At 76.0% G+C, this 12,343-nt stretch carries 9 protein-coding genes; 3 read left to right on the forward strand and 6 right to left on the reverse strand.

Annotation, left to right across the window (positions count from 1 at the left end):
* Positions 1-32: 32 nt before the first annotated feature.
* Positions 33-683, reverse strand: a complete 651-nt coding sequence (locus RVR_RS03055; RefSeq protein ID WP_202232337.1) for a TetR/AcrR family transcriptional regulator — start codon at positions 681-683, stop codon at positions 33-35.
* Between the two features lie 260 nt (positions 684-943).
* Here RVR_RS03055 and RVR_RS03060 point away from each other — a divergent pair, with 260 nt between their 5' ends.
* Positions 944-1,666 (forward strand): SDR family NAD(P)-dependent oxidoreductase, encoded by a 723-nt coding sequence (locus RVR_RS03060; RefSeq protein WP_202232339.1) that lies wholly within the window; start codon positions 944-946, stop codon positions 1,664-1,666.
* 243 nt (positions 1,667-1,909) lie between these two features.
* Here RVR_RS03060 and RVR_RS03065 read toward each other — a convergent pair whose 3' ends face one another.
* Complete coding sequence (locus tag RVR_RS03065; protein ID WP_202232341.1) at positions 1,910-2,881, reverse strand: LysR family transcriptional regulator ArgP; 972 nt, start codon at positions 2,879-2,881, stop codon at positions 1,910-1,912.
* 129 nt (positions 2,882-3,010) lie between these two features.
* On the opposite strand from RVR_RS03065, the gene RVR_RS03070 reads away from it, so the two are divergent.
* Positions 3,011-3,622, forward strand: coding sequence for a LysE/ArgO family amino acid transporter (locus RVR_RS03070; RefSeq protein ID WP_202232343.1), 612 nt, complete (start codon positions 3,011-3,013; stop codon positions 3,620-3,622).
* 119 nt (positions 3,623-3,741) lie between these two features.
* Here RVR_RS03070 and RVR_RS03075 read toward each other — a convergent pair whose 3' ends face one another.
* The gene (locus tag RVR_RS03075; RefSeq protein ID WP_202232345.1) at positions 3,742-5,829 is read right to left on the reverse strand and encodes a SpoIIE family protein phosphatase; all 2,088 of its coding nucleotides are present in this window, start codon (positions 5,827-5,829) and stop codon (positions 3,742-3,744) included.
* A gap of 192 nt (positions 5,830-6,021) precedes the next feature.
* On the opposite strand from RVR_RS03075, the gene RVR_RS03080 reads away from it, so the two are divergent.
* Positions 6,022-6,864: an aldo/keto reductase gene (locus tag RVR_RS03080; protein WP_202232347.1), complete on the forward strand. Its 843-nt coding sequence runs from the start codon at positions 6,022-6,024 to the stop codon at positions 6,862-6,864.
* Positions 6,865-6,982: 118 nt separating this feature from the next.
* On the opposite strand, the gene RVR_RS03085 is transcribed toward RVR_RS03080, so the two are convergent.
* The 3 genes from RVR_RS03085 to RVR_RS37300 all read right to left on the reverse strand — a co-directional run bounded on the left by RVR_RS03085 (position 6,983) and on the right by RVR_RS37300 (position 12,314).
* Positions 6,983-7,504 (reverse strand): GAF domain-containing protein, encoded by a 522-nt coding sequence (locus RVR_RS03085; protein WP_202238347.1) that lies wholly within the window; start codon positions 7,502-7,504, stop codon positions 6,983-6,985.
* Positions 7,505-7,545: 41 nt separating this feature from the next.
* The gene (locus RVR_RS03090; RefSeq protein WP_202232349.1) at positions 7,546-8,388 is read right to left on the reverse strand and encodes a S8 family peptidase; all 843 of its coding nucleotides are present in this window, start codon (positions 8,386-8,388) and stop codon (positions 7,546-7,548) included.
* Between the two features lie 95 nt (positions 8,389-8,483).
* Positions 8,484-12,314, reverse strand: a complete 3,831-nt coding sequence (locus RVR_RS37300) for an adenylate/guanylate cyclase domain-containing protein (protein WP_237404539.1) — start codon at positions 12,312-12,314, stop codon at positions 8,484-8,486.
* Positions 12,315-12,343: the final 29 nt, after the last annotated feature.

Below are 12,343 nucleotides of genomic sequence, written 5' to 3' on the forward strand. Positions count from 1 at the left end.
GCCGCCCGCGCGGCCCCCAGTCCGGCCGGACCTCAGCCGCCCGGCCGGACCGTGAGGCCGGCGAGGTGCGCGAGCATCGCGTCCAGCGCCGCTTCCAGGGGAGTGGTCTCGCGCCGGACCTGGGTGAGCAGCAGGCCGCCTTGGAGCGCGGCGAGCAGGGCGAGCGCGAGGCGGTCCGGGTCCGCGTCCGCCCGCAGGTCACCGCGGTCGCGCATCGCGTGCAGCCCGGCCCTGATGGCCGCCTCCCAGCGCCCGAAGCCGTCCGCGAGGTCGGCGCGCGCCACCTCGTCGCTCTCCGCGAGTTCGCTGGCCAGCGACCCGATCGGGCAACCGCCCTGGCAGTGCACCTCGCGCTGGATGCCGACCACGTGGTCCCGCCAGGCGCGCAGCGCCTCCAGCGAGTCCAGGCGGCCCAGCAGCGGCTGCTGGGCGTCGAGCACGGCCTGCGTCTGGTAGGCGATCACCGCGCGGACCAGCGCGTTCTTGTCGGCGAAGTAGTGGTAGATCTGCGAGGCGCTGACCCCGGCCGCGGCACGCACGTCGTCGGTGCTGGTGCCCGCCACGCCGTGCTCCAGCATCAGCCCGGCCGCGGCGGCCACGATACGCCCGCGGGTGGCGGCGCCCTTGCGGGTCAGCCGCTGCGGCGCCGTCGGGTCGGGCACGGGGGGCGAGTCGATGCTCATGCGTTCAGCGTAGGCCCTGGTGCGCGTCCGCACGGCGCCCGTCCGGCAGCGCTTCCCCGGGCGCCCGCGCCCGTCCGGCAGCCCTCCCCCGGGGCACCCGCGCCACACCGTCCCCATTTCTGGAGTTGACACTCCAATCTTCGCGTGACAAGAATGGAGCCATCGCTCCAGTTTTCGCCGGGGCGACCCCCTCACGGCGGACCCGCGCACCGGCGCGGGCGGCACACCGCCGCACACCCACGGACAAAGGGCGCATCACCATGGAGTTCGAAGGCCGCAAGGCACTGGTCACCGGCGGCACCTCCGGCATCGGCCGGGAGATCGCCCGGCAACTCGCCGCCGCGGGCGCCGAGGTCGTCATCAGCGGCCGCGACGCGGAGCGCGGCGCGGCGACGGTCGCCGCGATCGAGGCCGCCGGCGGCAAGGCGCGCTTCTTCGCCGCGGACATGGCCGACCTCGACTCGGTCGGCCTCCTCGCCGAACAGGCCGCCGACGTCGACATCCTGGTCAACAACGCCGGGATCTTCGACTTCGCCCCGACCGCCGAGCAGTCCGTCGCGTCCTACGACGCGATGTTCCAGGTCAACGTGCGGGCGCTGTACTTCCTCACCTCCGCGATCGCGCCGAGGATGGCCGAGCGCGGGGAGGGGAGCGTGGTGAACATCAGCACGATGGCCGCGACCGTCGCGCTGCCCGGCGGCTCCGTCTACAGCGCGACCAAGGCCGCCGTGAACTCGCTGACCCGCACCTGGGCCGCGGAGTTCGGTCCGTCGGGCGTGCGCGTGAACAGCGTCTCCCCCGGCCCGACCCTCACCGAGAGCGCGCCGCTGGAGATGGTCGACACCCTCGGCGCCACGACGCTGCTGAAGCGGCACGCCGACACCGCCGAGATCGCCGCCGCCGTGGTCTTCCTCGCCTCGCCGCGGGCGACGTACGTCACCGGCGCGACGCTGCCGGTGGACGGGGGCCGCGCCGTCGCGTGACCCCGGCGGGCCGCCCGCCCGCGCCCGTGCGGGCTGATCCGTACGGGAGCGGGGGACGTCGCGCCGGCGGGCTCCGCGCCCGTGCGGGACGCGCCGGGGTCGGGGTCGGGGCCAAGGTCGAGGTCGGGACCCCGGCCCTGGCGTGCCGGCACGCGGACCGGGGCCGGGGGAAACGGCCGTCGGGGTCGGTTCCTCCCGGGCCGGCTCCCTCCGGGTCAGCCCGCCGCACCCGGCCCGTCCGGGTCAGCCCGCCGCCGCACCCGGCCCGGTCGGGCCCCGCCCGCCCCGCCGCGCGGGCGGCGGTTCGGGCACCGGCGGCGCCAACTCGCGCGCGGCGGCCCCGTACACCGCCTCGGCGACCGCGGCCAGGTCCGGCGAGTCGAGCTTCCACTGCTGCCAGTACAACGGCACGTCCACCGGGCGCCGGGCGGCGAGTTCCACGAGGGTGCCCGCCGCGAGGTGCGGGCCCGCCTGCATGTCGGGGATCATGCCCCATCCCAGCCCGGCGGCGACCGCGTCGAGGAACGCCTCGGACGAGGGCATGCAGTGCCGGGCGCGCGTGGCGGCGCGCGCCCGCCGCGGGGCGAGCCCGCGCAGGAACCGGTCCTGGAGTTCGTCCTTGCGGTCGAAGACGATCGCCGGCGCGTCCGGCAGCGCCTCGCGCAGCGGCCGGCCGGCGAGCCAGCGGGCGACGAACCGCGGCGCGGCCATCGCCCGGTAGCGCATCCGGCCGAGCGCCCGGACCGAGCAGCCCTGCACGGCGTGGGGCGAGGAGGTGACGGCGGCCATCACCCGGCCCTGGCGCAGCAGCGCCGCGGTGTGGTCCTCGTCGTCGCGGTGCAGGTCGAAGAGGACGTCCCGGTCGGCGGCGGCCTCGGCCAGGGCGGGCAGGAACCAGGTCGCCAGCGAGTCGGCGTTGACCGCGATCGGCAGGGTGGCGGGGCCGAGCGCGTCGCCGAGGCCGAGTTCGGCGCCGGCGTCGAGCTCCAGGCGCGCGAGCTGCCGCCCGAAGCGGATCACCACCTCGCCGGAGGGGGTCGGCCGGACCGGCTTGGTCCGCAGCAGCAGCACCCGCCCGGTGCGCTGCTCCAGCGCCTTGACCCGCTGGCTCACCGCGGACGGGGTGACGTGCAGGGCTTCGGCGGCCGCCTCGAACGTGCCCTCGTCCACGGCGGCGAGCAGCGTCCGCACCTGGTCCAGCGGAAGTCCCGGCATCTGCCGCGCTCCTTCCTTCGAAAGCGCCGGTCCCGGCACGGGTCCCGGAGAAGGCACGTGAAGAATTCCTCATGCTACCTAAGAATCATGAGCTGGCCTGCAAGATCGTCGGGCCCCTAGCCTCGTCGCATGCACGCAGCTCTCCTCGCCGTCCTGGCGGGCCTCGGCACCGGCCTGTCCCTGCTGGTGGTCATCGGTGCCCAGAACGCGTTCGTGCTCCGCCAGGGCATCCTCCGCCAGCACGTCCCGGCGGTCGTCGTGATCTGCGCCGTCTCCGACATCGTGCTGATCTCCGCGGGCGTCGGCGGGATCGGCACGGTGGTACGGCGCTGGCCGGCCGCGCTGACGGTCAGCGCGTGGCTGGGCGCGGCCTTCCTGGTGACGTACGGCGTGCTCGCCGCCCGCCGGGCGCTGCGCCCCGAGCGGCTCACCGCGGCGGACGGTGCGGGTGCCTCCGCCCGGGCCGCCGTCCTCACCTGCCTGGCGATGACCTGGCTCAACCCGCACGTCTACCTGGACACGGTCCTGCTGGTCGGCTCGGTCGCCAACAGCTACGGCCACGCGCGCTGGCTGTTCGGGGCGGGCGCCGCCGCGGCGAGCACGATGTGGTTCACCGGGCTCGGCTTCGGCGCGCGGCTGCTGCGCCGCCCCTTCGCCCGGCCCGGCTCCTGGCAGGTGCTCGACGCGGTGATCGCCGTGGTGATGGTGTGCATGGGCGTGCTGATGGCGACCCGGGCGTAGGAACGGCCGCGCCGCCGCCCGGGCCGGCAGCCGCCACCCGCCACCACACAGACCGCGAGGGCCGCGAGGGCCGCGAGGGCCGCGAGCCGGCCATCCGCCGGGCCGGGAGCCGCCCCCGCTCAGGCCAGGAGCCGGCCGCCCCACGCGGCGCCGCGGGTGCCGCCCTGGTTGATCGGGCGGAAGCCGATCACGGCGGCGTCGTCACGGCGGTTGCCGACGCCGGACAGCATCTGGGCGCAGATCTGGGCGAGCGTCAGTCCCTCCGCGCGGGCGGCCCGGGCGATCCGGGCGAGCGTCGTCATGCCCTCGCCGAGGTCGGTGCCCGGCACCTCGATCAGGCCGTCGGTGTACAGCAGCAGGGTGTCGCCGTTCTCCAGTTCGTGGTGCCAGGTGGCGCGGGGCATCGAGGGCGCCACGCACAGCGGCAGGTCGGGACCCTCGCCGAGGAGGTAGCGCGGCTCGCCGGAGGCGGGCAGCAGCAGCGGCGGCGGGTGGCCGGCGTTGGACCACGCGACGTGCCAGCGGCCGCCGGGACGCGGCACCAGGTTGGCGTGCACCACCGTGACCAGCGGCGCGATCTTCAGCCCGTCCACCACCCGGTCGAGCTGGGACAGGCTCTCGGCCGGGCTGTTCGGGTGGTCCTGGTCGTAGGCGATCACCCGGAGCATGCTGCGCAACTGGCTCATCGAGGTGGCGGCGTCCAGGTCGTGGCCGGCGATGTCGCCGATGGTGAGGGTGACGGTCCCGTCGGGCAGCAGCAGGGCGTCGTACCAGTCGCCGCCGATCTCGGCGGTCTTGCTGGCCGGCTGGTAGTGCGCGGCCAGTTCGGCGCCGGGCACCCTCGGGGTGGGTGTCAGCAGCGCGCGCTGGAGGGTGAGCGCGGTGTGCCGGGTGCGCTGGAGCTCCACCGCCTGCCGCAGCGGCTCGCGTGCCTCGTGCAGGATCTCGCGCAGCAGCGCGAGGTCGGCCTGACCGGGCGGCGGGCCGTCGGCGCAGCTCGCCGCGCAGGCGAACGCCACCACGGACGACTCGATCACGATCGGCACGAAGGTCAGGCTGGTGGCGCGCGCGGCGCGCAGCCACCGCCTGGACATCTCCGACAGCACGCTGTCCGGCGGATCGCCGGTGGGGAAGGTCAGCAGCCTGGGGCGGCGGCTCTCGATGACCTGCTGGGCGACCGAGCCCACCAGGTACGGCTCGTTGCTCAGCGGGGGCAGGGCCGGCAGCCCGGAGCGGGCGGTGGACGCGACGCGGACGGCGGTCAGCGGGCCGCCGACCCCCGGGGCGGGCAGCATGAAGACCGCGCAGACGTCGGTCAGGTCCGGCACCACCGCGGCGGCGACGGCGGCGAACGCGTCGGGCACGTCGTCGGCGCCGGTGACCGTGGTGACCCGGGCCAGCAGCCGCTCGCGCAGCCGGTTGCGCCACTGGTCCTCCACGTCGGCGGTCGCACCGATCCACTCCACCAGTTCCCCGCCGCGCTCGATGGGCACCGCCCGGGACTGCACGTGCCGGTACTCCCCGGACGCGGTCCGCATCCGGAAGGTGCACACGAACAGCGACGGGGTGCCCTCGTACGCCTCGGTCCAGGTCTGCACCAGGCGGTGCCGGTCGTGCGGGTGCACCGCCGACAGCCACTCCTGGTCGATCACCGGCCGCCACGGGATGCCGGTGAACTCCTCGAAGCCGCCGACCAGCTCGATGATGTCGCCGTTCGGTTTCATCAGCCACACGATCTGGGTGACCGCGGACATCAGCGCCTCGTACCGCTGGAGCGCCTTCTGCCGCTGTCCGGACAGCAGCTGGGCGGCCTCGACCGCGTCCACCTGCGGGGTGGTGTCGACCGCCACGGCCAGCACCCCGGGGCCGAACCGGGAGACCACCGGCGAGCAGCTGTAGACGAAGTGGCGGCGGCCGGGCGCGCCGGGCGCGGTGCCCTCGGTGGTGCGGGACTCGGTGACCTGGCGGGCGGCCCGGTCCAGGTACACCTGGTCGAGCATCTTCAGGAAGCGGGCGGCGTTGGGCTCGGTGAACACGTCGGCGGCCCGCGCGCCCAGCTCCCGGGGGCCGAACAGGGCGCGGAACGCCTCGTTGACGTAGACGAGGCGGTGATCGGCGCCGGCGGTGAGCGCGACGGCGACGATGGCCCGGTCGAACACCTCGGGTTCGAGTTCGGGCACACCCGTTCCGCCGCCGATCCGCCTCACCCTCCGATCATCGCGCGCCCCGGCCCGCCGGGCGCGTCGAGAGGGCCGCGCGTCGGTGGCGGGGCGCGGTCCCGGCGGCGGCGGGCGGGCCGCGGGCCGCCGGCGGGCCGCCGCGCGCGCCTGCCGTTACGGTGGGTACGGGGGGCACCCACGAGCATCCGCCGACCGCCTACACGCAAGGAAGTCGCGCCCATGACCTCAGCGCCCACCATCCCGGACATCACGCTGAACAACGGCGTGCCGATCCCGCAGCTCGGCTTCGGAACGTTCCAGATCGAGCCGAAGGACACCGGGGAGTCGGTGCTCGCCGCGCTGGAGACCGGCTACCGGCACATCGACACCGCCGAGATGTACGGCAACGAGAAGGAGGTCGGGCAGGCCGTCCGGGCGTCGGGCCTGGACCGCTCCGACGTCTTCGTGACCAGCAAGCTCAACAACGGGTTCCACGCCTACGGCGACGCGCTCACCGCGTTCACCCGCAGCCTGGACGACCTCGGCATGGAGTACCTGGACCTGTTCCTCGTGCACTGGCCGATGCCCGCGGTCGGCGACTACACCGAGACCTGGCGGGCGATGGAGGAGATCTACCGCTCCGGCCGGGTCAAGGCGATCGGCGTCTCCAACTTCCAGGCCGCCCACCTCCGGCGGCTGTTCGAGGAGACCTCGGTGGTGCCCGCGGTCAACCAGATCGAGGTGCACCCCTATCTCGTGCAGGACGAGCTGCGCGCCTTCAACGCCGACCACGGCATCGCCACCGAGGCGTGGTCGCCGATCGCCAAGGGCAAGGTGCTGCACGACCCGGTGATAACCGCGATCGCCGAGCGGGTGGACCGCACGCCCGCGCAGGTGACGCTGCGCTGGGCCCTGCAACGCGGCGACATCGTCTTCCCCAAGTCGGTGACGCGCTCGCGCGTGGAGGAGAACATCCGGCTCTTCGACTTCGAGCTGACGCCGGAGGACGTCGCCGGGATCGCCGCGCTGGACCGCGGCGAGCGCACCGGACCGGACCCCGACACGTTCAACTGGGTGCCGTGACCGGGCCCCAGGCCCTGTCCGGCGGGCAGGACCTGGGCGGGGGGTGACCCGTGCCGGGGCGGCGCACCGCGGCCCCGCGCCCCGGGTCGCGGGGAGCGGGCACCGCCCCGGCCGGGGGTCAGGAGGAGGTCTCCAGGAGCCTGCGCAGGTCCTCGGCCATGCGCAGCGCCGCGGCGCGCCCGTCGCCGCCCAGCGAGCCGGCGTCCGCGGGCCGCGCGCGGTCCACGACCACCCGCAGCGCGGCCGCCGCGTGCCGGGCGAAGAGCGCCAGCAGGTCCAGCTCGCTCAGGCTCGACCGGGACTGCGGCACCGGGTCGAGGACCTCCAGCACGCCGAGCACCCGGTCGCCGTGCGTGAGCGGCGCTGCCATCAGCGAGTCGGGGACGAACTCCGTGGACTCGGCGAAGTCCCGATTGAAGGAGGAGTTGTGGGACAGGTCGTCGATGATCATGGGCTCCCCGGAGGAGACGACCCAGCCGGCGATCCCGCTCTCGGCCGGGAACCTCCGCCCCACCAGGAAGCTCTCGCCCTGGCCCGAGACGGCCTGGAAGACCAGCTCGTGGGCCTCCTCGTCGAGCAGGAACACCGAGCTGGCCTGGGCGCCGAAGATGGCCCGGGCGGTGTCGACCACCGACTGCATCAGCTCCTGGGAGAGCGGATCCGTCTCTGCGTTGCTCTGTGTCACGAAGCACCCCTGATGCCCAGTTGGACGTTTGCCGCGGAAAGGTAGAGCGCGTTCTTGAGCTGGAAGGTCGTCATCCGGCGGTGCCGGGACAGGATGCGGGCGCACAGCCCGGCGATGTAGGGCGTGGCGAAGCTGTTGCCCGTGGTCCTGATCGTCCCCCCGCCGAGCCACGCCACCTGGACGTTCTGGCCGGGGGCGAAGAACTCCACCGGGGGGCTCGGGTTGTACAGGTGCAGCTCGGGGTCGTCCTCCTGGTGGCTGCCGACGGAGATCACGGACGCGAAGCGCCAGGGGAAGCTCTCCACCGGCGTGTTGTGCGCGGAGGCGACGATCGCCGTGCCGCGGAAGTACGCCTCGTCGGCGAGGACCCGCAGCTCCTCCGCGAACTGCGGGCGCGTGGTGGACAGGCTGAGGTTGATCACGTCGAAGCCCTGCCGGATCGCCCAGCGCAGCCCGGCCAGCAGCACGTCCCCGGTGCCGCCGAACCCCTTGCCGAGCACCTGCACGCTGTACAGCTCGCACTCCGGCGCGGTCCTGCGGATGATGCCGGCGCAGGCGGTGCCGTGGCCGCACGAGTCGGTGGGCTCGGTCTCCACCACGCTGGTCCCCGACTCGTCCTTGCGGACCGTCCAGGAGCCGTCGACCCGGCCGATCAGCGGGTGGTCGTCCTCCACCCCGGAGTCGACCACGCACACCCGCACCCCGGTGCCGAGCGCGTCGGCCCAGCCCCGGTCGGGCGCGGGCGCCTCGCCGTCGGCGGCGACCAGCACGTCCTCGGGGTGCTTGCCGCGCAGACTCCAGGTGAGTCCGGGCCCTGTGCCCTGCTCGGCGGTTCTCATTCAGCAGCAGCCTCTCGCGTTCTGGCGTGGTCGCGTGTGCGGTGCGGGGGCCGGCCGCGCGGGCCGGCGGGGTCGGCCGGGCGGCGGCGGGCGGCTCATGCCGGCTCCTGCTGCCACCGGGCCGCCTGGCGCGCGCCGGGCAGGTGGCCCTTGGCCGCGAACTGCCGGGCGGCCTGGGCGGCGGCCTGCCGGGCGTCCTCGGCCCGGCCGGACCGGCGCAGCACGTCGGCGCGGTCCAGCCAGGCGACGGCGATCAGCACGGGCGAGTCGGTGCCGGAGGCGGTGTGCACCGCGCGGGCGGCCAGCGTCTCGGCCTCCTCGGCGTTGCCGCGCGCCGCGGCGATCCGGGCGAGGAGGCCGTCGAGGTCGGCGGTGTCCGAGGCGGCCTCGCCGGCGCCGGCGGTCGCGCCGCCGGGCACCTCGGTGAGGCGGGCCACCGCGTCCTCCACCCGGCCGGCGTCCAGCAGCAGCCGTGCCGACTCCCGGGCGACCACGCCGCGCAGGCCGCCGGCCTGGAGGCCGGCGGCGGCGCCGTCGGCCTCGTCGAGCAGGTGCAGCGCCCGGTCGCGGTCGTCCGCGAGCGCGGCCACCGTGGCGGCGAACAGCGGGAGCACCACGCGGCCCTCGGCGTAGCCCAGTTCGCCGGCCAGCCGCCGGGAGCGGGCCAGGCACGCGTCGGCCTCCTCCCACCGCTCCTGGAGCGCGAGCAGCACCGCCAGCGGGCAGTTCAGGGTCAGCCGTACGGTGGGGCGCTGCTCGCCGTGCTCGGCCAGGAGGGCGCGGCTGCGGGCTACCGCGGAGGACACCGGTTCGGGGCCGCGCCACAGCGAGATCCCGATCGCGCCGAGTGCCAGGGCCCGTTCCGGCTCCGCGCCGGCCCGGCGCGCGTGCGCCAGCGCCCGCGAGAGCAGGTCGTCCGCGGCGACGTGGCTGCCGTGCGACTGGCGGTCCTGCGCGATCCTGATGCACGCCCGCGCCTGCCCGAGGTCGTCGCCCGCGCCCTCGAACACTGGCAGCGCCCACTGGGCGACGGTGCCCGCGCTGCTCCCGTCGGGCGCCGCGGACACCGCGGCCAGGGCCAGGCGCGCGTGCGCGGCCTCCACCGGGCGGACCGCGTCCCGCGGGCCGGCGTCCGCGGCGTCGAGCACCTGGAGCAGCAGCGCCCGGCCCTCGTCCGTACGGCCTGTCGCCAGCAGGACGTCGCCGAGCCGCCGGGCGGCGGCCGCCCACTCCGGCTCTCCCTCGGCGGCGAGTTCGACGGCGCGCTCCAGCAGTCCCGCGGCCCACGCCAGGTCGGAGCGGGCCAGTGCCCTGGAACCGGCGTCGATCAGCAACCGTACGGCGCGCAGCCGCAGTTCCTCGGTGTGCGGGCCGAGCACGCCCAGCTCGGCGCGGTAGCGGTAGGCGCGCTCCAGGTGCGCGGCCACCGCCGCGAGGCCCTCGGCGGAGGCACCTCGCCCCGCCGACCCGGACGGCGGTGCGACCCGCGCGGCCCCCGGCGCCGGATCGGCCCGGCCCGGCGTGCCCGCGAGCGGCGCGGCACCGGCCACCGCGGCCGGGCCCGCCACCGCGTACGCGGCCATGGCGGCGGCCGTCGAAGGCCCCCCGGACAGCGCGCCGCCGGCCGCCGCGACCGGACTCCCCGGCGCACCGCCGACCACCGCCCCCGGCTCCGCCAACACCTCCGACAGCCTACTCGCCTGCCCCGTGGCGGCGCTCGGACTTCCCCCGGACGCAGAGGCGTTGACGGCTCCGGCCGGGCTCCCCGACCCGCCCCCGGACACCGCATTGCGCCCCGCCGGACCGTCCCCCGCTCCTGCCGGACCCCCGGCGGCACCCGAACCTCCCCCGGGCGCGGCCGCGTTGGCCGGACGGGTCGCGGCCGCCAGGCGTTCGGACAGCGCGAGGGCCGCGTGTTCGTGGCGCTCGGCCCGGGTCCGCTTGGCCATCGACTGGTAGGTGACCTCGTGGACGAGCCCGCTGCTGAAGCGCAACGGGTAGGTGCCCGGGCGCGGCCGGTCCGCGGGCGACAGCAGGCGGTGCCGGCCGAGCCGGGCGAGTGCCGCGCCGACCGGGCCGTTCAGCGGCGGGCGCGGCGCGGGCCCGCCGGCTTCCGGCCGCGTCCCGTCGTGCAGCGCGCCGCCGGGGGCGCCTTCGGGGTCCCCGGCGACCAGGTCCGCCACCTCGTCCGCGGTGAACTCCCGGCCGGCGACGGCCGCGATGTCGAGCGCGGCGCGCTCCGCCCGGCCGAGCGCGCCGATCCGCGCGCCGAGCAGCGCCTGGAGGGTGGTCGGCAGGTCGCCGCCGCCGTCCGGCCGGTAGCCGGAGTCCGGCTGGGTGAGCGCGGCGATGAGCTGTTCGAGGTAGAACGGGTTGCCGCCCGCGGACTCCAGCACCTGCGGCGGCACGCCCGTACGCCGGCGGGGCCGGGCGGCCCGGGGCCCGGACCGGTCCGGGGACGCCGCGCCGTCCCAGTGCGCGCCGACCTCGGTCAGCGCTTCGGCCACGGCCTCGGCCTGCGGGGTGGTCAGGCCCGGCAGGGTCAGCGCCCGCGCGCCCGGGCCGCCCCACCCGGCGTGGCGGTCGGCGAGGTCGGGTCGGGCCGCGCACACGAACAGCACCCCGGCCGAGGCGAGTTCGGCACGCAGCGCGGTGACCATGGCCAGCAGGGGGTCGCTCGCCCAGTGCAGGTCGTCCAGCACCAGCACGACCGGCCGGCGGCGCGCCAGTACGGCCAGCAGGCCGGTCAGGGCCGCGCAGGTGTCGTCGGTCGACGGGTTGGGGGTGCCGTCCTCCAGCAGTCCGGCCGAGAGCACGGCCAGCGCGGCGCCGACCTCGTCGCCTTCCGCGGCGTCCTCGGCCGCGGCCCCGGCCCCCCGCGTGTCCCCGTCCCCGTGCCCGCCCGCGCCGGCCGCCGGGCCGCCGGGTCCGTCCGGCCCGTCACCGCCCCGCGCGTCCGGGAGCAGCCTGATCTCCGGGAACTCGTCGAGGAGTTGGCGGACGGCCTCGGCGAGCGGCGCCAGGCTGCCGCGCTCCCCGTACGGCCGGCAGCGGCCCGAGCCGTACGCGAAGGCACCGCCGGACTGCTTGCGCCACTCGTGGATCAGCCGGGTCTTGCCCATGCCGGCCTCGCCGAACACGGTGACCAGGTTCGGGCCGCGGCCGTCCCTTTCCGCCGCCGCGGCCAACGCCTCGCGCAGGGCGTCCAGTTGGCGGTCCCGCCCGACGAAGGGCACGTCGAAGCGGCGGGTAACCTCGGGCTCCTCCTCGACCACCGCGAGCAACCGGTAGGCGGAGACCGCGTCCTCCTTGCCCTTGAGCAGCAGCGGCCCGACCGGCTCCGTCAGCGCGCGGGCGCCGGCGGCCCGGAGGCTCTCCGGACCGATCAGCACCTCGCCCTCGCCCGCGTTCTGCTCCAGCCGGGCCGCGACGTTGACCGTCTCGCCCGACACCAGCGCCTGGCGCGACGACACGTCCGACGCGGTGACCACCGGCCCGGTGTTGATGCCGATCCGCACCCCGATCCGGATGCCGAGCGAGGGGCCCAGCTCGGTGTCGTTGAGCCGCTGGACGGCCTCCAGCATGGCCAGGCCGGCCGCGAGGGCGCGGGCCGCGTCGTCCTCGTGGGTCACCGGCACGCCGAAGACCGCCATCACGGCGTCGCCGATGAACTTCTCGACGGTGCCGCCGAACTCCTCCAGGCACTCGCGCATCCGGTCGAAGTAGCGCAGCACCACCGTCCGCAGCGTCTCCGGGTCGAGCACCCCCGACAGCGCCGTGGAGCCCACCAGGTCGCAGAAGACCACGGTCACGACCTTGCGCTCCTCCTGCGGCACACCCGCCGGTTTGGAGGCGGCCGGGGTGCCGCAGGACGGGCAGAAGCGCGCCTCGGACGGCAGTTCGGCGTCGCACGCAGCGCAGCGCATGGTCGTGTCCCTTCCCGCTGGTCGTGGAG

This window comes from Streptomyces sp. SN-593 (assembly GCF_016756395.1).
Taxonomy (GTDB): domain Bacteria; phylum Actinomycetota; class Actinomycetes; order Streptomycetales; family Streptomycetaceae; genus Actinacidiphila; species Actinacidiphila reveromycinica.

Bases quoted from the DNA above. Each gene is read 5' to 3' on its own strand.
- RVR_RS03085 (WP_202238347.1), bottom strand. From the start codon at position 7,504: ATGCAGTCGGTGGTCGACACCGCCCGGGCCATCTTCGGCGCCCAGGCC.
- RVR_RS03070 (WP_202232343.1), top strand. From the start codon at position 3,011: ATGCACGCAGCTCTCCTCGCCGTCCTGGCGGGCCTCGGCACCGGCCTG.
- RVR_RS03065 (WP_202232341.1), bottom strand. From the start codon at position 2,881: ATGCCGGGACTTCCGCTGGACCAGGTGCGGACGCTGCTCGCCGCCGTG.
- RVR_RS37300 (WP_237404539.1), bottom strand. From the start codon at position 12,314: ATGCGCTGCGCTGCGTGCGACGCCGAACTGCCGTCCGAGGCGCGCTTC.
- RVR_RS03055 (WP_202232337.1), bottom strand. From the start codon at position 683: ATGAGCATCGACTCGCCCCCCGTGCCCGACCCGACGGCGCCGCAGCGG.
- RVR_RS03090 (WP_202232349.1), bottom strand. From the start codon at position 8,388: ATGAGAACCGCCGAGCAGGGCACAGGGCCCGGACTCACCTGGAGTCTG.
- RVR_RS03060 (WP_202232339.1), top strand. From the start codon at position 944: ATGGAGTTCGAAGGCCGCAAGGCACTGGTCACCGGCGGCACCTCCGGC.
- RVR_RS03080 (WP_202232347.1), top strand. From the start codon at position 6,022: ATGACCTCAGCGCCCACCATCCCGGACATCACGCTGAACAACGGCGTG.